This is a genomic window from Morganella sp. EGD-HP17 (assembly GCF_000512315.2).
In the GTDB taxonomy this organism is placed as follows: Bacteria; Pseudomonadota; Gammaproteobacteria; order Enterobacterales; family Enterobacteriaceae; genus Morganella; species Morganella morganii.
Genome location: NZ_AZRH01000007.1, coordinates 122,765 through 144,587 on the forward strand (window position 1 = coordinate 122,765; position 21,823 = coordinate 144,587).

Here is a 21,823-nt window from a genome sequence, read left to right on the forward strand (position 1 = left end):
TTTTCTGCTCCTGATCAGTGACGGGCGTTTTTCATCAGTTCAATAAAGTGGTCGAACAGCGGGGCGGCGTCGTGCGGGCCCGGGCTGGCTTCAGGGTGACCCTGGAAGCTGAATGCAGGCTTATCATTACGGTGAATACCCTGCAGTGTGCCGTCAAACAATGATTTATGCGTGACGCGCAGTGTCGCGGGCAGCGTCGCCTCATCCACCGCAAAACCGTGGTTCTGCGCGGTAATCATCACCACATTATTTTCAATGTCTTTAACCGGGTGGTTGCCGCCGTGGTGACCAAATTTCATTTTGATGGTCTTTGCACCGCTGGCGAGTGCCAGTAACTGGTGCCCCAGGCAGATGCCGAACAACGGAATATCGGTTTCCAGGAAACGGGTGATAGCCTCAATCGCATAATCACACGGTGCCGGATCACCCGGGCCGTTGGAGAGGAAAATACCGTCCGGTGCCATTTTCAGCACCTCTTCCGCCGGGGTCTGTGCCGGTACGACGGTCAGGCGGCAGCCGCGATCCACCAGCATACGCAGAATATTGCGTTTAGCACCGAAGTCATACGCCACCACATGAAACGGCAGCTCTTCCGCTGTTTTATCCGCCGGTAAGCCGCTGTCCAGTGTCCAGGAGCCCTGTGTCCAGCTGTATGGCTGCGCGGTGGTGACTTCTTTCGCCAGATCCAGCCCGTTAAGCCCGCTGAAGCTCTGTGCATTTTTCAGCGCCAGTGCCGCATCCGGGTGTTCACCGGCGATGATGCAGCCGTTCTGAGCGCCTTTCTCGCGCAGTAATCGGGTCAGTTTGCGGGTATCAATATCGGCGATAGCCACGACGTTGCGGTGTTTCAGGTATTCGGAGAGGCTTTCTTCACTGCGGAAATTACTGGTGGTCAGCGGCAGGTCGCGGATAACGAGGCCTTGTGCATAAACATCCGGGGATTCTTCATCAGCACTGTTAGTGCCGGTATTACCAATATGGGGATAAGTGAGAGTGACTATCTGGCGGGAATAAGAGGGGTCGGTGAGAATTTCCTGATACCCCGTCATCGAGGTATTAAAAACAACTTCGCCGGTAACGGCACCCTCTGCGCCGATGGCGCGTCCGTGAAATGTGGTTCCGTCTTGCAGAACCAGGATTGCTGACTTAAACAAAACACCCTCCGGAGGAATAATAAATCACAATTAGTGCATATTAATTCAGATTTGGGGCTATAAAGCAATGCCAAAATAGAAATTTAACCAAATTTTGACAAATTGCGGCGCATTCTAAAGATCGAACGGGCAGTTGTCCAGAGAAAATCGACTTTTTTATATTTTTTTACTCATCATGATCAAAACAGGCTGGCTGACAGGGATAAAACAGTATCATTATTAGCTTTATGCTGAATTTTTGATGAGATGACTGAAAAAAAGGCTAACGGCCGGAAAAAGAGGTGAGAAAGGCAAAAACAGCAATAAAAAAGAGAGTAACAACGATGATAATGATAAAAAACATAGGTCAGATAAAGAATTATAAAAAAAGAATAGTTAAAGCAGTGATAAATCAAAATATCACTGCTTTATCAATCTGTTGTAATTTATACTTTATTATAAATTTTCCAGATCAAGCACATCCTTCATAGTGAATAGACCGTTCTTTTTATCACTCAGCCAGGCTGCTGCCTTAACCGCGCCATTTGCAAATGTCATCCGGCTTGAAGCCTTGTGGCTGATTTCAACACGCTCGCCGATATCCGCAAACATCGCTGTGTGCTCGCCCACAATGTCCCCGGCACGCACAGTGGCAAACCCGATAGTGTTCCGCTCCCGCTCGCCGGTATAGCCTTCACGGCAATACACCGCGCAATCCTTCAGGTCACGCCCCAGCGCCCCGGCAATAGATTCTCCCATCGCCAGCGCTGTTCCGGACGGCGCATCCACTTTATGGCGGTGATGCGCTTCAATAATTTCAATATCGGTATAGTCGCCCATGACTTTGGCCGCCTTTTCCAGCAGTTTCAGCACCAGATTGACGCCAACACTGAAATTCGCCGCAAAAACCACAGGAATTTGCTGCGCAGCCTGTGCAATAGCGGCCTTTCCGGCATCATCAAACCCGGTGGTGCCGATAATCATCCCTTTGCCGTTCGCGGTACAGAACGTCAGATGTGTCAGGGTGCCTTCCGGGCGGGTGAAATCAATCAGGATGTCGAAATTGTCTTTCTGGCTGTTCAGATCAGCCGTCAGGATCACGCCATTGCGCCCGGTACCGGCCAGTTCACCGGCATCAGTCCCGGTGAGTGAGGAGCCTTCGCGCTCAAATGCCGCACCCAGCACCACATCATCATTCTGTGCAATCGCCTGAATCAGCTGGCGTCCCATGCGGCCACCGGCACCCGCAACCGCGAGCCGTAACTTACCCATATTTGTTATCCTCAGTTTTCTGTCTGTATGTCAGCAGATTAACGGCTGTCCGGCCGGATTACCAGTTACCCGCCGCTATCATCAGAAAATCACAATACAGCCCGCCGATTATCAGTAAAACTGTATTTACCGGACTGCAGACAAAAAAAAGCAGAACCTGCGTTCTGCTTTGCTGTGTCAGACTTCTTTGATATCCACCCGTAACTCTTTCGGGACTTCAAAGATAATATTTTCCTCACGCCCCTCGAGCTGACTGATTTCATCCGCCCCCAGTTCCTGAAGACGGCTGATCACCTGCTGTACCAGCACATCCGGTGCGGATGCCCCGGCCGTCAGGCCGATAGTATCCACATCACGTAGCCAGGCGGGATTAATATCATCCGCAGAATCAATCAGATAAGACGGTTTTCCGACCCGCTGCGCCAGCTCCGCCAGCCGGTTGGAGTTTGATGAGTTTTTAGAGCCAACCACCAGCACCAGATCTGCCTGACCCGCCAGATCCCGCACTGCTTCCTGGCGGTTGGTGGTGGCATAGCAGATATCGTCTTTGCGCGGCCCGATGATTTTCGGGAAACGGGCATTCAGCGCATCAATAACTTCGGAGGTATCATCGACAGACAGAGTGGTCTGCGTCATAAAGCTGAGGTTTTCCTCATCTTTGACGTTCAGTTTCCACACATCTTCCGGGGATTCCACCAGATACATGCCGCCTTCCGGGTTGTTGTACTGTCCCATCGTCCCTTCCACTTCCGGATGCCCGGCGTGGCCGATCAAAATCGCCTCTTTGCCTTTGCGGCTGGCACGGGCCACTTCCATATGCACTTTGGTAACCAGCGGACAGGTGGCATCAAACAGCATGGTGAGATTACGGGAACGCGCTTCCTGGCGGATTGCCTGCGAGACACCGTGGGCGGAGAAGATCAGAATGGCGTTATCCGGTACTTCAGCGATTTCCTCAATAAAAATCGCGCCGCGCTCACGCAGATCATTGACCACATAGCGGTTGTGCACGACTTCATGACGGACATAGATAGGCGCACCATATAACTCCAGCGCCCGCTCCACAATACTGATTGCCCGGTCAACACCTGCACAGAACCCCCGCGGGTTAGCCAGTAAAATACGCACGTTCAGCCTCCAAACGATCGCCCGGACGGGCAGTAAAACAAAAATTCAACATTTGCGCGCTACTATACCAGAGCCGTCCCCCGGACCGTAATGCTAATTATTGCTCTGTGTCTTATGCAGTGACGTCACGGACACTGATATCAAACGTCACATCCTGTCCGCACAGCGGATGGTTGAAATCCACCTCGACAGAATCTTCAGTAACGGATTTGATAATTCCCGGCATTTCGCTGCCGTTCATCGCGGTAAACAGCATGATCGTACCGGTTTCCGGCAGACCGGCTTCCAGGAAATCAGCAGCTGAGAAAAACTGAATCAGATCCGGGCTCGGCTTGCCGAACACCGCCTCACCGGGCAGTGTGAAGGTTTTTTTATCCCCGGCGGATAAGCCCAGTAATTGCTGTTCCAGTGCATCAGACAAGCTGCCGTCGCCGAGGCGGAACAGTGCCGGTTTGCCTTGTGCTTCTGTGGAATCTGCCACCGAGCCGTCAGACAGTTTCAGGGTGTAATCCAGTAATACGCTGTGATGTTCTGCAACCTGCATATAATTATTACTCTCTGTATCAGATAAAAAATATCCGCCTGGCGGCGGATATTCGGGTCATCAGTCTGATGATGTTTTATTCTCTGGTTTGTCGCTTTTCTTACCGTCAGGGATAAAGCTTTCAATAATGATAAGCCCCGCCCCGATGATGATCCAGCTGTCCGCCAGGTTGAACGTCGGCCAGTGCCAGTCACCGACATAGAAGTCGATGTAATCCACCACAAAGCCGTGCATCAGGCGATCGAGCAGATTGCCGATCGCCCCGCCGATAATCAGCGCATAGGCAATATTACTGAGTTTATTGCGTGCACTGGTACGGTACATCATCACTAATAATGTCACGGAGATACCGATAGCCACCGCTGTGAAGAACCAGCGCTGCCAGCCGCCCTGAGATGCGAGGAAGCTGAATGCGGCACCGTAATTCCGCACATAGGTCAGATTAAAGTACGGCATCAGAGATGTGGATTCATGCAGCCCGTAATTGGCTAAAATCAGCTGCTTTGAAATCGCATCCAGTACCAGTACCAGGACCGCCAGCCACAGCCAGCGTAATCCGGTCGAACACAGTGGTTTTTTCATTTATCAGGCAAACTTACGTTCTTCACCGTTTCCGGCTACGTTAGTCACACAGCGGCCGCACAGTTCAGGATGTTCACTATCCTGACCGATGTCGGTCGCGTAATGCCAGCAACGCGGGCACTTACTGCCTTCCGCTTTGCCGAAGCCGATGCGCAGGCCGTCCAGCTCACTGTTTACCGCACTTTCCGGTGCCGCAGACAGCGGTTTCACATCTGCCTGAGAGGTCAGCAGCACGAAACGCAGTTCATTACCCAGGCGGTTCAGCTGTGCCGCCAGGGCATCATCCGCATACAGAGTCACCGCTGCTTCCAGCGAGCCGCCAATCAGTTTGTCGGCACGTGCCTGCTCCAGCACTTTGTTGACTTCACCACGCACCGCCAGCAGCGTTGCCCAGTAATCATCGTTCATGCTGTCCTGTGCATTCAGCCCGAACAGGCCGTCATACCACTCTTCAGTGAAGACGTACTGCGGACGTTTGCCCGGCATCACATTCCAGATTTCATCGGCAGTGAAGGACATGATCGGCGCCATCCAGCGAACCAGAGCTTCCGCGATGTGGAACAGTGCGGTCTGACAGCTGCGGCGCGCCAGGCCATCGCTTTTCGCGGTGTACTGACGATCTTTGATGATATCCAGGTAGAAAGAACCCATTTCCACCGAGCAGAACTGCATCAGACGCTGTACCACTTCATGGAAATCATAGGCTTCATAGGATTTCAGGATATCAGCCTGTGCCGCCAGCGCGCGGCCGACAGCCCAGCGGTCTGCCACAATCATCTCTTCCGGTTTCACCATATCGGTTTCCGGGTTGAAACCATTGAGGTTCGCCAGCAGGAAACGCGCGGTGTTACGGATACGACGGTAAGAATCCGCAGAGCGTTTCAGGATTTCATCCGAAACCGCGATTTCACCGGAGTAGTCAGTAGAAGCAACCCACAGACGCAGGATATCCGCGCCGAGTTTGTTCATCACATCCTGCGGGCTGATGGTGTTGCCCAGCGATTTGGACATTTTGCGTCCCTGACCATCGACGGTAAAACCGTGAGTCAGTACTTCGCGGTAAGGCGCTTTGCCTTTCATCGCGGTGGACAGCATCAGTGAGGACATAAACCAGCCGCGGTGCTGGTCAGAACCTTCCAGATACATGTCCGCAGAATTGCCATGAAACTCAGGACGGGCATCGACAACGGCAAAGTGGGTGGATCCGGAGTCAAACCAGACATCCAGGGTATCCGGCACTTTTTCATAGATATCGGCATCATCACCCAGCAGGTCACGCGGGTCGAGATCCCACCACGCCTGAATACCGTGCTCTTCCACACGTTTGGCGACGTCTTCCATCAGTTCCAGTGTACGCGGATGCAGTTCCTGGGTCTCTTTATGGACAAACAGAGACATCGGTGTGCCCCAGGTGCGCTGACGGGAGATACACCAGTCCGGACGGTTTTCCACCATCGCGGTGATACGCGCTTCGCCCCAGCCGGGGATCCACTTCACGCCTTTGATTTCATTCAGAGACTGCGGACGCAGACCGTTCACATCCATCCCGATAAACCACTGCGGCGTGGCACGGAAAATGACCGGCGTTTTGTGACGCCAGCAGCACGGATAGCTGTGCGAAATATTTTCGCTGTGCAGCAGTGCGCCTTTTTCTTTCAGCAGTTCCAGAATGATGTCATTGGCTTTCAGCACAAACACACCATCCAGTGACGGATAGGTGCCGCTGACATAACAGCCGTTCGGGCCGACCGGGTTAGCGGTTTCCAGGCCGTATTTCTGGCCGATTACATAGTCGTCAGGACCGTGGCCCGGCGCGGTATGCACAGCACCGGTACCCGCATCCAGGGTAACGTGATCGCCGAGGATAGCCGGGACATCGAAGCCCATAAACGGATGATTAAACCGCAGCAGTTCCAGGTCGCTGCCTTTGCAGTCCGCTTCAACAGTCCAGCTGGTGATACCGGCGCGTTTCATCACGCTTTCCACCAGGTCAGCGGCCAGAATCAGACGCTCGTCGTTCACATGGACTAACTGATAATCAAATTCCGGGTTCAGGGAAATCGCGCGGTTCGCCGGTAAAGTCCACGGGGTGGTGGTCCAGATAACCAGAGAAACCGGCAGCCCGTCATTTTTCACGCCGAATTTGCTGTAAACCGCATCCGCGTCCGCAGCGGTGAAACGCACGTCAATGGACGGGGAGGTTTTGTCGTAATATTCCACTTCCGCTTCCGCCAGGGAAGAGGCACAGGAGGTACACCAGTGAACCGGTTTTGCCCCTTTGACCAGATGGCCGTTGGCAATCACTTTTGCCAGTGCGCGGATAATATGAGCTTCGGTTTTGAAGTCCATGGTCAGGTACGGATGATCCCAGTCACCCAGCACGCCCAGACGGATAAAGTCTTCCTTCTGGCCTTCAATCTGCTCTTTTGCGTATTCACGGCAGGCGGCACGGAACTCAGCCGGTGTGACTTTATCACCCGGCTTGCCAATCACCTGTTCGACTTTGTGTTCAATCGGTAAGCCGTGGCAGTCCCAGCCCGGAATATACGGGGAGTCGAAACCGGCCATGCCTTTGGATTTAATAATAATATCTTTGAGAATTTTATTGACTGAGTGACCAATGTGAATGCTGCCGTTTGCATACGGAGGGCCGTCATGCAGGATAAATGTTTTTTTACCGGTTTTGGCTTTACGGATCGCCTGGTACAGACCTTCTTTGTACCAGCGTTTCAGCATATCAGGTTCGCGCTTTGCTAAGTCCCCGCGCATAGGGAACCCTGTTTCCGGGAGATTCAGGGTATTTTTATAGTCACTCATTCGATTCTCAGTTCCAATATTATTCCGTTAAACACATAACGAGGGGTTGGATTGTAAAAATTCCCTTGCCGCAATCTCATCCCGCGCGATTTGCGCTTTCAGCTCATCGAGCGAGGCAAACCGCTGTTCATTTCGCAATTTCTTGCGCAGTACCACATCCGGATGCTGCCCGTATAAATCCATTGCCGCATCAATCAGATGAACTTCCAGTTGCTGGCCCTTGCCCTGTACAGTCGGGCGGGAGCCGATATTGGCCACACCCGGCAGCGGATGCGGCCCGAGGCCGTATACGTCCACAGCGTACACACCGTTTACCGGTGCGGCCAGACGTTTCAGGGGGATATTGGCAGTCGGGAAACCGATCGTGCGCCCGAGTTCGTTGCCGTGCACCACGCGCCCGCTGATGCGGTAAGGGTGCCCGAGCAGTGCCTCAGCCAGTGCCAGATCGTCATTTTCCAGCGCACGGCGGATGGCCGTGCTGCTGATCCGTTTGCCGTTATCACAAAAACTTTCCGTGCTGCGGACCGTGAAACCATACTGTTTCCCTGCCTCACACAGCCCGTTAAAATCGCCCTGACGATTTTTTCCGAAACGAAAATCATCCCCGACCACCAGAAATTTTACCCCGAGCTGTTCAACCAGCAGGTGTGAGATAAAGGCATCCGGTGTCAGTGATGCAAATTGTTTGCTGAATTTAACACACAATAAGTAGTCCACACCGTACTGCGCAAGATATTTTACCTTATCGCGCAGCCGGGTCAGGCGTGCCGGCGCTTTATCCGGGGCAAAAAATTCCAGCGGCTGCGGCTCAAAGATCATGACGACCGACGGCAGCCCCAGGCGTTTTCCTTCCTGCGCCAGATGTGACAGTAATGCCTGATGTCCGCGATGAACGCCATCAAAATTACCGATAGTCAGCACGCAACCATGGTGACGCGCACGAATATTGTGAGTACCGCGAATTAGCTCCATAGCCGGCTCAATACAGTCAAAATTAGTCCGATTATACCTTGTCCGCCGCGTCAGGTTAACCCACTAATGCGGCTGAATCGCGAATTCTCTGTACAAAAAGCGGGGCATCCCCCTCTGCGGAAAGTGAAAAATAATTTTTTTCGTCAGAATCTTACCATTCCGGTGACTTTTTTCCGTGTAAGGGCTGTATTCCCGCTGCGTAAACTGATAAAATCCCCGCCCATCACAACGTACATTTGCGTCGCTGTACAACGACGCATATTTGCACAAATCCATTGACAAAATAAAGCGGAGCAGGCATATTCCTCCACCTTTGTATTGTCCTCGAAGAATATATTTGGGAGTTGGACCTTGGCTAATATCAAATCAGCTAAGAAACGCGCCATTCAGTCTGAAAAACGTCGTCAGCATAACGCTAGCCGTCGTTCTATGGTGCGCACCTTTATCAAGAAGGTTTACGCTGCTATCGCTGCCGGCGACAAAGAAGCTGCTCAGAACGCATTTAATGACATGCAACCACTTGTGGATCGTCACGCTGCTAAAGGCCTGATCCATAAGAACAAGGCTGCCCGTCATAAGGCGAACCTGGCTGCTCAGATCAAAGCAATGTAATCTGATTGTGCAGACATAAAAAAACCGGCTGATGCCGGTTTTTTTATGTCCTTTTTCTGCCTCAGTCCGGTAAACCGGCATCCGCAGCCGACTGCGAACCGCTGAACAACGCAGAGAAATCCTTGTTACACACCCGCTGAACCGCCGGATGCTGGATCATACGCTCGGCAAAAATCACATAATACTCTTCTTTGATGGTATCCACTGTTCCCAGCTCGACAACATCACTGTCCGCAAAAATGCCTTTGGTGTAGAGCGACGGCGCCACAAAAATCGCATTGTGATACATACCAAATGCTTTCATCAGTGCCGCATCATCAAATTCACCCAGGATTTCCACCTCCAGGTTTTTATTGCGGATCCAGGTCAGCAACTGACGGCCGAGCATCGAGCGGCGGCCGGGCACCAGAAGGCGGCGCTCTTCCAGGCATTCCGGGAACGGCTTCTGCGGCGCGGGCTGGCGGCAGTAGAAACTCATACTGCATTCCCCGAGCTTCACGGAAAACAGCCCTTCCTGCTGGGTGGAATCCACCGGGCAGTCAGAGAGGATCATATCCAGTTTGTGCTGGCTGAGCTGCTCCAGCAGCATTTCGTGAGTGGATTCAAAACAGCGCAGATGGATTTGCTCATGCTCCATCACCGCCGTTTCCAGCACTTTGCTGACCAGACGTTTTGACAGTGCGTCCGCAACCCCGACATCAAACAACAGATTGGATTCGCGGCTGTAAGTGACAATATCCAGCATTTCCTGGCTCAGCATAAACATTTTGTCCGCATAGCGGAACACCAGCTGACCCAGCTCTGACGGCACCAGGCCGCGTCCCTGACGTTTGAACAGCTTACCGTCCAGACGCTCTTCCAGCGCCTTGATTTGGCCGGTAATGGTTTGCGGGGTGAGATAGAGCGCTTCTGCCGCCCCCACCACCGAACCTTCTTTGCAGACGTGCCAGAAATAATAGAGGTGATTGTAGTTTAAATGGGAGACTCGCATAGTTTTTCCCGGTACATACCTTATCTTTTTTTGATGATTAACTCGGAAATTCTGTTGTATTCACCGGCCGCGGAGGCCGGTGAATAACGGATTACTGCCGGACTGTTTTCTTCGGTAACACGGAATGGAGCAGGAACAACCCGGTAACTGCCGCCATAGTGGAACCAATCAGAATTCCCAGCTTGGAGTAGGTGTTAAATGCTTCCGGAAGCCCGGTAAATGCCAGTCCCGCGATAAAGATAGACATTGTAAAACCGATCCCGCATAACACCGATACAGCGAATATCTGGTTAAGAGTAATCCTCTCCGGCAGTTTTGCAAAGCCCAGTTTTACCGAAATCAGACATGCGGTGAAAATCCCCAGCGGTTTACCGACAAACAGACCGAGCAGGATCCCCAGCGGCAGTGTGCCCATCAGTGCATCAAAGGAAATTCCCTGAACACTGACACCGGCATTGGCAAAGGCAAACAGCGGCAGGATCAGAAACGCCACCCACGGATGCAGCACATGCTCCAGCTCCTCTGACGGTGAGTGCTCACCATCTTTACTGCGCAGCGGGATCAGGAACCCGACGATCACTCCGGCCAGAGTTGCGTGCACGCCGGATTTCAGAATACACACCCACAATATCAGCCCCACAATCATATACGCAGCGGTGTTGCTGACATTACGCCAGTTCATCACACACAATACCACCACCATCAGTGCCGCCAGCAGCAGCGCTGTCAGTGAAACGGTTTTGGTGTAAAACAGCGCGATAATCACGATAACCCCGAGGTCATCAATAATCGCCAGTGCCAGCAGAAAGACTTTCAGCTCTGTCGGTACTCTTTTACCCAGCAGTGCCATTACGCCGAGGGCAAAGGCAATATCGGTTGCGGCCGGAATCGCCCAGCCCTGTGCAGCAGCGGCATCCCCGCCGTTAAACAGCAGATAGACCAGCGCCGGGGCTATCATACCGCCGAGTGCGGCAATTGCCGGAAACATCGCTTTGTCGCGCCCGGCCAGAGAGCCGGTCATCAGCTCCCTTTTTACTTCGAGCCCGACGACCAGGAAAAATATCGCCATCAGAGCGTCATTAATCCATAATAACAAGGGCTTATCAATTTCCAGTGCCGCAAATTTTACAGCAACAGGAATATCAAGAAACGACTGATACAACGCCGACAACGGCGTATTCGCCATTACCAGCGCGATCAGCGCGGCGATAATCAGCAGTATGCCGCCTGCGGCTTCGAGTTTTAAGAACTGTCGGATAATTGCGGTCATGGGTTAACTCCTTTAAGACTGTCGGCGTTAATAATATGCAAACAATTAACTCGAAAAAAGCAGATTATTCAGCAATAATAACTCGATAATTCCTGATTAATGAGGGTCTGAATCACAGAATTTCCTGATAAACACTCCGTGATTAACTATATATTAACATTTTCGTTTCTGTGAAGTGTATCGTATGATCCATCATACCGGCGGATATTCTGCTGTCGTTGCCACCGCTCACTGAATAAAACAGGTTATCCCATGTCCGCCACGCTGTTTATTGCTGTACTGTTTGCTGCCTTTTTCCATGCATCCTGGAATGCGGTGATTAAATTCGGGCAGGATCGCTTTCTGGGTATCGCAGTGATGACCATCTGGTCCGGCGTGGTCTCAGTTCCCGCCCTGTTTTGGCTCGGCTTACCGGATGCAGCTGCGGTAAAGTGGCTGCTGCTGTCCGCCCTGTTTCATATCGGTTATGCCATCTGTCTGAGCAAAGCGTATTCAAAGGGCGACCTCAGCCAGATTTACCCGGTTTCCCGGGGTTGTGCCCCGCTGCTGACGACCCTGTTTGCCGTACTTCTGTTTGGTGAGCATCTGCCGTGGCTCTCTTTAGCCGGTATTCTGCTGATTATCACCGGGGTTATCCTTCCCGCACTGAAACACCGGGCTTCCGGGCACGCCCGCAGCGGGCTGATCTATGCGGTGATCACCGCCTTTTTTACCGCCTGTTACACTCTATCCGACGGCTTCGGTGCCCGCAGCAACACAGACTCACTGACTTATATCTTCTGGCTGTTCGCCCTGAACGGGCTGGTGATGGTGGTGATGGGTTTTGCCCGTTACCGCCACCATTTCACCCGTGACTTTCTGCGCTACAGCAAGCCCGGGCTGACCGGCGGTATTCTGCAAATCTTCAGCTACGGCATTGTGATATGGGCGATGGGACAGGCACCGATTATGATTGTCGCGGCGTTACGGGAGACCAGTGTGCTGTTTGCGCTGCTGCTCTCCGCGTATTTCCTGAAAGAAAAGTTGACACCCGCCCGGATTCTGGCCGCCTGTATTATTGTGGCCGGGGTGATTGTGACGAAGCTGGGAGGATAGTTTCAGCCCTGATGTTATACAGCGTGTTCAGCATCAGCAGATTTATTTCACCTGACTTCACATTCACTTTTGTCGCATCAGATGCAGTCATCTCCTGCCGGGCAAACTCTGTCCGGGTATTGCAGACCTGTGTCACGGGTATGCTTTTCGCAACACCAGCGCTGTGTCCGGTAGATACTGAAGGCTGAACTGCAATCAGCCCGGCATGAATAATGGCGGATCCGATAGTATTCATCGCGTTAATCCCTGTTGATAATCAGAGCAAAAACAATAACGCGTTCAGATAAAACAACTTTTACAAAACACACAAAAAAACCGGCCGGGACAATTATCCCGGCCGGTTATATACATATCTGACAATGACTTATTTGGTCAGGTCATCAAAGAATTTTTTCACACCGTCAAAGAAGCGTTTCGCTTTCGGAGTGTTGTTGTGACCGCTCTGGCCATCAACGGATTCACCGAACTCACGTAACAATTCTTTCTGTTTTTCGCTCAGTTTCACCGGAGTTTCCACCACCACACGGCACATCAGGTCACCCTGCATTCCGCCGCGCGCCGGTCTGACACCTTTACCTTTCATGCGGAACAGCTTGCCGGTCTGGGTTTCTGCCGGAATTTTCAGCTTAACGCGTCCGTCCAGTGTCGGTACTTCAATTTCACCGCCCAGCGCCGCAACCGTAAAGCCAATCGGTACTTCACAGTAGAGATTGCTGCCGTCACGCTCGAAGATATTGTGCTGGCGGACATGAACCTCGACATACAGATCGCCTGCCGGAGCCCCCATTTCGCCTGCTTCACCTTCGCCGGTCAGACGGATACGGTCACCGCTGTCCATCCCCGCAGGGATTTTGACTGACAGGGTCTTATAGCGTTCAACACGCCCGTGACCATGACATTTGCTGCAAGGATCTTTGATGATTTTGCCACGGCCGTGACAGGTCGGACACGCCTGCTGCACTGCAAAGAAGCCCTGGCGCATCTGCACCTGGCCCATACCGTGACAGGTCGGACACTCCTGCGGCTCAGTACCTTCTTTCGCCCCGCTGCCGTGACATTTATCACAGGTTTCCAGGGTCGGAATACGGATCTCTTTGGTCACACCACGAACCGCTTCTTCAAGGGTCAGTTCGATGTTGTAACGCAGGTCTGCTCCGCGTGCCGCGCGTTGCTGACGGCGACCACCACCAAAAATATCACCGAAGACGTCACCAAAGATATCACCGAAATCAGCACCGCCGAAACCGCCGCCGCCAAATCCGCCGCCACCGCCCATACCGCCCTGCTCAAATGCCGCGTGGCCGTACTGGTCATAAGCCGCACGTTTCTGTGCGTCGGTGAGGATCTCGTATGCTTCTTTTACTTCTTTGAATTTATCTTCCGCGTCTTTATCGCCCTGATTACGGTCAGGGTGATATTTCATCGCAAGGCGTTTGTAGGCTTTTTTAATCTCTTTGTCATCCGCAGATTTCGAGACGCCCAACACCTCGTAGTAATCTTTTTTTGCCATCCGTTTTGTCCCTTAACACAAGCACACGGGCGCAGAGTTTCCTCAACGCCCGTGCCGGTTTTCAGTGATTAATAACAGTCATCACCGCGCCCGCTAAGGGCCTTATTTTTTGTCTTTGCTGTCGTCAACTTCTTCGAATTCAGCATCGACAACATCATCATTTTTACCTGCATCCTGCGCGGCATCAGCACCTGCTGCACCTGCCTGCGCCTGCTGCTGGGCAATTTCCATCAGTTTGGCAGAAGCGTCGATCAGCGCTTTCGTTTTCTCTTCGATAGCCGCTTTATCTTCGCCTTTCGCTGCGATTTCCAGCTCACTCACCGCCTGCTCGATTTTCACTTTATCGTCGCCCGGCAGTTTGTCGCCCGCTTCTTCGATCTGTTTACGGGTAGCGTGAACCAGCTGATCTGCCTGGTTACGGACCTGTACCAGCTCTTCGAACTTACGGTCAGCTTCAGCGTTGGCTTCCGCATCACGTACCATTTTCTGGATCTCTTCCTCGTTCAGACCGGAAGATGCCTTGATGGTGATGTTCTGCTCACGGCCGCTGTTTTTGTCTTTCGCGGACACATGCAGGATACCGTCGGCATCGATGTCAAAAGTAACTTCGATCTGCGGCATACCGCGCGGAGCAGCCTGAATACCATCCAGGTTAAACTGACCCAGTGATTTGTTGTCACCGGAACGTTTACGCTCACCCTGCAGAACATGGATAGTTACCGCAGACTGGTTGTCTTCCGCTGTGGAGAACACCTGGCTGTGTTTGGTCGGGATAGTGGTGTTCTTCGCAATCAGCGGAGTCATCACGCCGCCCATGGTTTCGATACCCAGAGACAGCGGGGTAACGTCCAGCAGCAGCACGTCTTTAACATCACCACCTAACACACCGCCCTGAACCGCAGCACCAACAGCCACAGCTTCGTCCGGGTTCACATCTTTACGCGGCTCTTTACCGAAGAAATCAGCAACGGTTTTCTGAACCAGCGGCATACGGGTCTGACCACCTACCAGGATGACATCATTGATATCATTCACTGACAGACCGGCATCCTGTAATGCAACTTTAACCGGATCCATAGAGCGTTTAACCAGATCTTCAACCAGTGATTCCAGTTTCGCACGGGTCACTTTGATGTTCATATGTTTAGGACCGGTCGCGTCCGCCGTGATATACGGCAGGTTAACGTCCGTCTGCTGTGCGGAAGAAAGCTCAATTTTCGCTTTCTCGGCAGCTTCTTTCAGACGCTGCATTGCCAGCGGGTCGTTACGCAGATCGATACCCTGTTCTTTCTTAAATTCTTCAACCAGATAGTTGATCATGCGGCTGTCGAAGTCTTCACCACCTAAGTGGGTGTCGCCGTTCGTTGCCAGCACTTCATAGGTTTTTTCGCCGTCAACTTCATCGATTTCGATGATGGAGATATCGAAAGTACCACCACCGAGGTCGAAGACCGCGATAGTACGGTTACCCACTTCGCGATCCAGGCCGTAAGCCAGTGCCGCTGCAGTCGGTTCGTTGATAATACGTTTTACATCCAGACCTGCGATACGGCCGGCGTCTTTGGTTGCCTGACGCTGAGCATCGTTAAAGTAAGCAGGTACGGTGATAACCGCTTCGGTTACCGGCTCGCCGAGATAATCTTCAGCGGTTTTCTTCATTTTTTTCAGGACTTCAGCAGAAACCTGTGGTGGTGCCATTTTCTGGCCTTTTGCTTCCACCCATGCGTCGCCGTTATCAGAGCTGACAATTTTGTACGGCATGATGTTCATATCGCGGCGCACTTCTTCATCGTCAAAACGACGACCAATCAGACGTTTGATTGCAAACAGTGTGTTCTGCGGGTTGGTAACAGCCTGACGTTTTGCCGGCTGACCGACCAGGATTTCACCATCCTGTGTATACGCAATGATTGACGGCGTTGTGCGGTCGCCTTCTGCGTTCTCCAGGACACGTGCCTGATTACCATCCATTACAGCAACACAAGAGTTGGTTGTACCTAAGTCGATACCAATAATTTTACCCATCTAAAGGCCTCCGAATAATTCTGTTCGTCTTACGCTACCGATGTATATGAGGTTCAATTTTCACTTTTCAAGAAAAAATTTTTCGCTCACCCGTCACCCGGAATATTTCCTGACGGTACCGGACATCCGCAGCGTTAAAGGGGATTCAACTGAGTTTCAGTTTCCGATGACAAGTAGATGGGGCCATAAATGCATTCATCAAGGGGAAAATGAAAAAAAAACAGATTATTTAAAAGAAAATGATGAAACACTGAAAAATGCCGCGCTGACAGTCATATCAGCACGGCATTCACACAACACAATGCAGGGGGTTATCAGGAGCTGAACACCATCATCCGCTGACGCACCGCCGCTTTCCCCATATACAGTCCCAGCAGCAGGCCGATCAGTGAAAGCCCCAGCATGTAATACGCCGGTGCCAGCGGGGTCCATTTCAGGAACAGCGTGACCACCACCGGCGTCAGTCCGCCGAAAATGGCATAAGAAAGGTTGTAGGAGAACGAAATACCGCTGAAGCGGATCTCCGCCGGATAACTGTTCACCATCACAAACGGTACCGCGCCCACCACGCCGACACTGAATCCGGCCAGTCCGTAGGTCAGCGACAGCGGCGTACCCGGCTCACCGGCGGTCAGGTAAAAATAGCCGGTGCAGACCGCCAGCAGCAGGCTGCCGAAGGTAAAGACCACAGAGGCGCCCAGTTTGTCACACAGATAACCCGCCACCAGACACCCGGCACACAGTGCCAGAATTGCGGTCATATTGGCGACTGAAACCACCGCTTTTGCCAGGCCGAACTCCGTCTGTAAATACGCCGGTGTCAGCAGGATCACCACCACAACCCCGGCGGAGAGCAGCCAGGTCAGCAGCATGGAGATCACAATCGCTTCTTTGTGATTCACCACCACGGTTTTCAGCGGCAGCTCTTTCGCCAGTGCTTTTTGCTGCTTCATCTCCTGAAAGATAGGGGTTTCCGCCAGCCAGCGGCGCAGATACAGTGCCACAAACCCGAAAATCCCCCCGAGGAAGAACGGTACACGCCAGCCCCAGGCAAGCTGCTGCGCTTCAGTAAAGAGTGTCGCCATCATCATGGCCACCAGCGAGCCGAGCAGGATACCAACCGTCAGCCCTGCCGTCAGTGTGCCGCAGGCAATGCCGACACGGTGCTTCGGCACATGCTCGGAGACAAATACCCAGGCACCAGGCACTTCCCCGCCGATAGCCGCCCCCTGCATTACCCGCATTAATAAAAGCAGTAACGGCGCGGCAATGCCGATAGATTCATAAGTCGGCAGCAGGCCGATACAGAGTGTCGGCACCGCCATCAGCAGAATACTGAGGGAAAACATTTTCTTGCGCCCGACCAAGTCACCGAAGTGTGCCATCACAATACCGCCCAGCGGGCGTACCAGATAACCGGCAGCAAAGATCCCGAAAGTCTGCATCTGCACCAGCCACGCAGGGATGTCAGGCGGGAAAAACAGTTTGCCGATAGTGACGGCAAAAAAGATGAAAATAATAAAATCGTAGAATTCGAGTGCGCCGCCCAGGGCCGCGAGAGAGAGTGTTTTATAATCCTGCCGGTTGAGTGTCCGGGGAATGGTCTGTGCCATGGGTTCACCTTTCCTGTCTTTACATTGCTGTTATCTTTACTTTACATAAGTGGATAACCGCATCATAGGACAAGAAAGGTGTCCGGGGGAATGTTTTTTATTTTATGCTGAAAACGCAGCATTACTGCGGCTTTATTGCTGATTTAGGGCGAAACGCCGCGACAATTTCAGGGTCAGTTTCGATGTAAGGCCCGTCGAGCAACTGTATACAATACGGTACACTTGCAAAAATACCGGAAACCATTACTTTGCCGTTTTCATCTTTCAGCCCTTCCAGGGTCTCAGCGATAGCTTTCGGCTGCCCCGGCAGATTGAGGATCAGTGACTGATTGCGGATCACGCCCACCTGGCGGGATAAGATTGCCGTCGGCACAAATTTCAGGCTGATCTGACGCATCTGCTCGCCGAAACCCGGCATTTCGCGATCCGCCACCGCCAGTGTTGCGTCCGGAGTCACATCACGCCGCGCCGGGCCGGTTCCGCCGGTTGTCAGCACCAGATGGCAGCCGAATTCATCCACCAGCTCACACAGCGTCTGGCTGATCATCGCTTCTTCATCCGGGATCAGGCGGGTTTCTGTCTGAAAAGGCGTGGTGATAGTTTTTTCCAGCCATGCCTGTAAGGCCGGAATGCCTTTATCTTCATAAATACCACCGGATGCGCGGTCAGAAACCGAGACAAGACCGATGCGCAACACATTGTTCATAGTCACCTCAACGTCATTTTGACTCCGGGGCACAGCATAGCATTGCCGCCGGAAACAAAAAAGGCAGCCTGCCGGCTGCCCTTCTTATCTGTTTGTTTTATAAAGATTACAGCAGATCGGCGATCATTTTTTCCAGTTTGCCCTGGTCTACCGCAAACTTACGGATACCGTCCGCCAGTTTCTCGGTTGCCATAGCGTCACTGTGGTGACCCCAGTAGAACTCAGCTTCTGTCAGCGGCGCAGGACGCGCTTTCACTTCGCCTTTGTATTCCAGTTTGCGCTCAACCGCGCCGGTCGCTTCTGACAGCTCTTTCAGCAGTGCAGGGGCGATGGTCAGACGGTCACAACCGGCCAGTTCCAGGATTTCACCTGAGTTACGGAAGCTTGCGCCCATAACCACGGTTTTGTAGCCGTGCTCTTTGTAGTAGTTGTAGATTTCAGTTACTGAAATCACGCCCGGATCTTCTGCCGGTGCGAACTCTTTCTTATCGCTGTTTGCTTTGTACCAGTCGAGGATACGGCCGACAAACGGAGAAATCAGATATACACCTGCTTCCGCACAGGCACGCGCCTGAGCAAAGGAGAACAGCAGTGTCAGGTTACAGTTGATGCCTTCTTTTTCCAGCTGTTCCGCCGCGCGGATACCCTGCCAGGTGGACGCCAGTTTGATCAGGATACGATCGTTGCTGATGCCGGCATCGTTATACAGTTTGATGAGACGTTTTGCTTTCGCGATACTTGCCTGAGTGTCATAAGAGAGACGGGCATCCACTTCTGTGGAGATGCGACCCGGAATCAGTTTCAGGATCTCCAGACCGATATTCACCGCCAGTTTGTCACCGGCATCGATAATCTGCTGTTCACGTGAATCGCTCTGTGCACGCGCCCAGGTCACCGCATCATCAATTAACTTACGGTACTCCGGAATCTGCGCCGCATTGAGGATCAGAGAAGGGTTGGTGGTGGCATCCTGTGGTTTGTAAAGCTTCATCGCTTCGATGTCACCGGTATCGGCCACAACCGTGGTCAGATTACGCAGGGAAGTTAACTTATCGGTCATTTTCGTCTCTCATCTTATGTCAGAAGATACTCTGAATAATCCAGCATGCCTGCAGGCGGGCTTTGCGTAGTCAACACCCCGGCATTCTGAAGTATGGCGAGTACAGATGGCAATATGCCGCAACTGCACCTGATAATATCACGGACAGCCCGCCGCGCAAGCAGGGAAAATCCGATGCCGCACCGGTGATCCGCCGTTATTCCGCTGTAATCCGGAACGCCTCCTGTTTTGTATGTATTACCGATTACAGTGATTTGCCCGCTCTGTGCTTTTTTTTGGTAGAGTACCGTTAATAATGACAATATCAGACCGGAGCCGACCATGCTGCTGACTATTTCCCCTGCCAAAACCCTCGACTATGACAGCCCGTTAGCCACTGAACGCCATACTCAGCCTGAGCTGCTGGCACAATCAGAAGCCCTGATGGAAACCTGCCGCAAACTGACCCCGGCGGATATCGGCTCGCTGATGCATATCAGTGATAAACTGGCGGGTCTGAATGCCGCCCGTTTCGGGGAGTGGCAGCCGGATTTCACGCCGGACAATGCCCGTCAGGCTATTCTGGCATTTAAAGGGGATGTGTATACCGGGATGCAGGCGGAAACCTTCAGTGAAGCCGATTTTGATTTCGCCCAGCAGCATCTGCGTATGCTTTCCGGCCTGTACGGCGTGCTGCGCCCGCTGGATCTGATGCAGCCTTACCGTCTGGAGATGGGGACGAAACTCGCCAATCCGCGCGGCAAAGATCTGTATGCGTTCTGGGGGGATATTATTACGGACAATCTCAATCAGGCACTGGCCGCACAGGGTGATAATGTACTGGTCAATCTGGCCTCTGATGAATACTTTAAAGCGGTGAAGCCGGAGAAACTGAATGCGGTGATTATCAAACCGGTTTTCCTCGATGAGAAAAACGGCAAATATAAAGTGATCAGTTTCTATGCTAAGAAAGCACGCGGCCTGATGAGCCGGTTTATTATTCAGAACCGCCTGACACAGCCGTCTCAGCTGACCGGCTTTAACCTCGACGGTTACCGTTTTGATGAGAGTCAGTCCGGTGAGCGGGAACTGGTGTTTACACGTTCAGAACACCACGCAGCATAACCGCCGGATAATTCAGCTGCGCCATCCATGGCGCAGTATGCTTTTTGTTCTCTTACCCGTTATCATCTCGCTATCGCTGATTGATAAGAAATTACGGCTTCACCGTCTTCAGCATATAGTCCCGCAGCGCCGCGAAATCCGCTGGTAACACGGCTGACAGCAGTGGTAAATCAGCCCGCTCCGCCAGTTCAGCCGGTAACGGCAGTTTACTGCCCAGAATCGCTTCCACACTCTCCAGGAATTTTGCCGGATGCGCCGTGCCGAGGAAAATACCGTACTCACCGGGCTGCAAGTCACTGCGCAGCTGGCGATAAGCAATCGCGGCATGCGGCTCGGAAATATAACCTTTCGCAGCCAGATCGCGCATCGTTTCGCGGGTTTCGTCATCACTTACCGCACCGGAACGCAGATCCTTCAGAGACCAGCCTTCGCGCGCAAACAGCGCCTCAATACGCGGCCAGTTATTCGGCTGGCTGACATCCATGGCATTGGATAACGTTGCCACCGTCGCCGCCGGTTTCCACTGTCCGTCCGCCAGATAGCGCGGTACCGTGTCGTTGGCATTGGTCGCGGCGATAAAGCGTTTCACCGGCAGCCCCATCGCTTTCGCCAGCACCCCGGCGGTCAGGTCACCGAAGTTGCCGCTCGGCACCGAGAACACCAGTTCACCGCGTTTTTCCGCCGGAACCTGTGCCACCGCTTCAAAGTAATAACAGATTTGTGCCAGCAGACGGCTGATATTAATAGAGTTTGCCGAGTTCAGATGCAGCGTCTGCTTCAGTTCCTCATCATCAAATGCCTGTTTTACCAGTGCCTGACAGGCATCGAAATCATCCTGCACCGCCACGGTATGGATATTACCGCCGAGGGTACAGAACAGTTTTTCCTGTAACGGACTGATTTTTCCCTGCGGATAGAGGATCACCACCTGCACATTTTTCAGGCCGTAAAAGGCGTGTGCGACGGCAGCACCGGTATCCCCTGAAGTCGCGGTCAGAATAGTGACCGGCTTGTCACCGGCAACCGCGGCCAGCGCCTGGGCCATAAAACGTCCGCCGAAATCTTTGAATGCCAGTGTCGGGCCGTGGAACAGCTCCAGACAGGCCACATCCGGCTCTACCGGGTTCAGCGGTGCCGGGAAAGCAAAGGCGGCACGGACACGCGCTGCCAGCTCAGCTTCCGGGATCTCATCACCAATCAGGGCATGCAGAATGGCGGTGCTGCGGCTGACAAAATCCATCGCCAGCAGCTTATCCATTTCCGCCTGCTCAAAAAACGGAATCTCACGCGGGAAGAACAGCCCCTGTCCGCGTCCCAGCCCCTGTTTTACCGCCTGTGCAAAACTGACTTTTTCACTCTCATCTTTTAAATTGTACAGTTCCATTTTTT

General features: G+C 52.7%; 18 protein-coding genes. 3 read left to right on the top strand and 15 right to left on the bottom strand.

What is annotated here, in order from left to right:
• Positions 1-14: 14 nt before the first annotated feature.
• From carA to ribF, 7 genes are all read right to left on the bottom strand, one after another.
• Positions 15-1,154: a glutamine-hydrolyzing carbamoyl-phosphate synthase small subunit gene (carA, locus tag X965_RS09490; RefSeq protein WP_004237138.1), complete on the bottom strand. Its 1,140-nt coding sequence runs from the start codon at positions 1,152-1,154 to the stop codon at positions 15-17.
• A gap of 435 nt (positions 1,155-1,589) precedes the next feature.
• Positions 1,590-2,405, bottom strand: coding sequence for a 4-hydroxy-tetrahydrodipicolinate reductase (dapB, locus tag X965_RS09495; RefSeq protein WP_032099050.1), 816 nt, complete (start codon positions 2,403-2,405; stop codon positions 1,590-1,592).
• Between the two features lie 177 nt (positions 2,406-2,582).
• A complete protein-coding gene (gene ispH, locus X965_RS09505; RefSeq protein WP_004242138.1) occupies positions 2,583-3,533 on the bottom strand; it encodes a 4-hydroxy-3-methylbut-2-enyl diphosphate reductase in 951 nt (316 codons plus the stop codon).
• A 112-nt stretch (positions 3,534-3,645) separates the two neighbouring features.
• Positions 3,646-4,077: an FKBP-type peptidyl-prolyl cis-trans isomerase gene (gene fkpB, locus X965_RS09510; protein ID WP_004237134.1), complete on the bottom strand. Its 432-nt coding sequence runs from the start codon at positions 4,075-4,077 to the stop codon at positions 3,646-3,648.
• A 60-nt stretch (positions 4,078-4,137) separates the two neighbouring features.
• A complete protein-coding gene (gene lspA / locus X965_RS09515) occupies positions 4,138-4,659 on the bottom strand; it encodes a signal peptidase II (RefSeq protein ID WP_004237133.1) in 522 nt (173 codons plus the stop codon).
• Positions 4,660-4,662: 3 nt separating this feature from the next.
• Positions 4,663-7,476 (bottom strand): isoleucine--tRNA ligase, encoded by a 2,814-nt coding sequence (gene ileS, locus X965_RS09520; protein WP_036417887.1) that lies wholly within the window; start codon positions 7,474-7,476, stop codon positions 4,663-4,665.
• Positions 7,477-7,503: 27 nt separating this feature from the next.
• The gene (gene ribF, locus X965_RS09525) at positions 7,504-8,448 is read right to left on the bottom strand and encodes a bifunctional riboflavin kinase/FAD synthetase (RefSeq protein ID WP_004237131.1); all 945 of its coding nucleotides are present in this window, start codon (positions 8,446-8,448) and stop codon (positions 7,504-7,506) included.
• A gap of 351 nt (positions 8,449-8,799) precedes the next feature.
• On the opposite strand from ribF, the gene rpsT reads away from it, so the two are divergent.
• On the top strand, positions 8,800-9,060 hold the full coding sequence (rpsT, locus tag X965_RS09530) for a 30S ribosomal protein S20 (RefSeq protein WP_015422441.1): 261 nt from the start codon (positions 8,800-8,802) through the stop codon (positions 9,058-9,060).
• Between the two features lie 61 nt (positions 9,061-9,121).
• Here the strand turns inward: rpsT and nhaR are convergent, their stop codons facing one another.
• Both nhaR and nhaA read right to left on the bottom strand, forming a co-directional pair.
• A complete protein-coding gene (gene nhaR / locus X965_RS09535; RefSeq protein WP_004237129.1) occupies positions 9,122-10,051 on the bottom strand; it encodes a transcriptional activator NhaR in 930 nt (309 codons plus the stop codon).
• 91 nt (positions 10,052-10,142) lie between these two features.
• Positions 10,143-11,321, bottom strand: a complete 1,179-nt coding sequence (gene nhaA / locus X965_RS09540) for a Na+/H+ antiporter NhaA (RefSeq protein WP_036417889.1) — start codon at positions 11,319-11,321, stop codon at positions 10,143-10,145.
• A gap of 252 nt (positions 11,322-11,573) precedes the next feature.
• On the opposite strand from nhaA, the gene X965_RS09545 reads away from it, so the two are divergent.
• Positions 11,574-12,416 (top strand): DMT family transporter, encoded by an 843-nt coding sequence (locus X965_RS09545; protein WP_036417891.1) that lies wholly within the window; start codon positions 11,574-11,576, stop codon positions 12,414-12,416.
• A 364-nt stretch (positions 12,417-12,780) separates the two neighbouring features.
• Here X965_RS09545 and dnaJ read toward each other — a convergent pair whose 3' ends face one another.
• The 5 genes from dnaJ to tal all read right to left on the bottom strand — a co-directional run bounded on the left by dnaJ (position 12,781) and on the right by tal (position 19,330).
• The gene (gene dnaJ / locus X965_RS09550; protein ID WP_004237124.1) at positions 12,781-13,926 is read right to left on the bottom strand and encodes a molecular chaperone DnaJ; all 1,146 of its coding nucleotides are present in this window, start codon (positions 13,924-13,926) and stop codon (positions 12,781-12,783) included.
• A gap of 102 nt (positions 13,927-14,028) precedes the next feature.
• Positions 14,029-15,951, bottom strand: a complete 1,923-nt coding sequence (dnaK, locus tag X965_RS09555) for a molecular chaperone DnaK (RefSeq protein WP_004242128.1) — start codon at positions 15,949-15,951, stop codon at positions 14,029-14,031.
• Between the two features lie 314 nt (positions 15,952-16,265).
• Complete coding sequence (locus X965_RS09565; protein ID WP_036409266.1) at positions 16,266-17,564, bottom strand: MFS transporter; 1,299 nt, start codon at positions 17,562-17,564, stop codon at positions 16,266-16,268.
• A 121-nt stretch (positions 17,565-17,685) separates the two neighbouring features.
• Positions 17,686-18,270, bottom strand: a complete 585-nt coding sequence (mog, locus tag X965_RS09570) for a molybdopterin adenylyltransferase (protein WP_004237119.1) — start codon at positions 18,268-18,270, stop codon at positions 17,686-17,688.
• A 106-nt stretch (positions 18,271-18,376) separates the two neighbouring features.
• The gene (gene tal, locus X965_RS09575) at positions 18,377-19,330 is read right to left on the bottom strand and encodes a transaldolase (RefSeq protein ID WP_004237118.1); all 954 of its coding nucleotides are present in this window, start codon (positions 19,328-19,330) and stop codon (positions 18,377-18,379) included.
• 321 nt (positions 19,331-19,651) lie between these two features.
• Here tal and yaaA point away from each other — a divergent pair, with 321 nt between their 5' ends.
• Positions 19,652-20,434, top strand: coding sequence for a peroxide stress protein YaaA (gene yaaA, locus X965_RS09585; protein WP_004237116.1), 783 nt, complete (start codon positions 19,652-19,654; stop codon positions 20,432-20,434).
• Between the two features lie 91 nt (positions 20,435-20,525).
• On the opposite strand, the gene thrC is transcribed toward yaaA, so the two are convergent.
• The gene (gene thrC / locus X965_RS09590) at positions 20,526-21,818 is read right to left on the bottom strand and encodes a threonine synthase (RefSeq protein ID WP_036417894.1); all 1,293 of its coding nucleotides are present in this window, start codon (positions 21,816-21,818) and stop codon (positions 20,526-20,528) included.
• Between the last annotated feature and the right edge of the window lie 5 nt (positions 21,819-21,823).

What these genes read in the sequence shown, in the direction of transcription:
- dapB (WP_032099050.1), bottom strand. Translation starts at nt 2,405, where the DNA reads ATGGGTAAGTTACGGCTCGCGGTTGCGGGTGCCGGTGGCCGCATGGGA.
- fkpB (WP_004237134.1), bottom strand. Translation starts at nt 4,077, where the DNA reads ATGCAGGTTGCAGAACATCACAGCGTATTACTGGATTACACCCTGAAA.
- lspA (WP_004237133.1), bottom strand. Translation starts at nt 4,659, where the DNA reads ATGAAAAAACCACTGTGTTCGACCGGATTACGCTGGCTGTGGCTGGCG.
- ileS (WP_036417887.1), bottom strand. Translation starts at nt 7,476, where the DNA reads ATGAGTGACTATAAAAATACCCTGAATCTCCCGGAAACAGGGTTCCCT.
- ribF (WP_004237131.1), bottom strand. Translation starts at nt 8,448, where the DNA reads ATGGAGCTAATTCGCGGTACTCACAATATTCGTGCGCGTCACCATGGT.
- nhaR (WP_004237129.1), bottom strand. Translation starts at nt 10,051, where the DNA reads ATGCGAGTCTCCCATTTAAACTACAATCACCTCTATTATTTCTGGCAC.
- nhaA (WP_036417889.1), bottom strand. Translation starts at nt 11,321, where the DNA reads ATGACCGCAATTATCCGACAGTTCTTAAAACTCGAAGCCGCAGGCGGC.
- X965_RS09545 (WP_036417891.1), top strand. Translation starts at nt 11,574, where the DNA reads ATGTCCGCCACGCTGTTTATTGCTGTACTGTTTGCTGCCTTTTTCCAT.
- dnaJ (WP_004237124.1), bottom strand. Translation starts at nt 13,926, where the DNA reads ATGGCAAAAAAAGATTACTACGAGGTGTTGGGCGTCTCGAAATCTGCG.
- dnaK (WP_004242128.1), bottom strand. Translation starts at nt 15,951, where the DNA reads ATGGGTAAAATTATTGGTATCGACTTAGGTACAACCAACTCTTGTGTT.
- X965_RS09565 (WP_036409266.1), bottom strand. Translation starts at nt 17,564, where the DNA reads ATGGCACAGACCATTCCCCGGACACTCAACCGGCAGGATTATAAAACA.
- mog (WP_004237119.1), bottom strand. Translation starts at nt 18,270, where the DNA reads ATGAACAATGTGTTGCGCATCGGTCTTGTCTCGGTTTCTGACCGCGCA.
- tal (WP_004237118.1), bottom strand. Translation starts at nt 19,330, where the DNA reads ATGACCGATAAGTTAACTTCCCTGCGTAATCTGACCACGGTTGTGGCC.
- yaaA (WP_004237116.1), top strand. Translation starts at nt 19,652, where the DNA reads ATGCTGCTGACTATTTCCCCTGCCAAAACCCTCGACTATGACAGCCCG.
- thrC (WP_036417894.1), bottom strand. Translation starts at nt 21,818, where the DNA reads ATGGAACTGTACAATTTAAAAGATGAGAGTGAAAAAGTCAGTTTTGCA.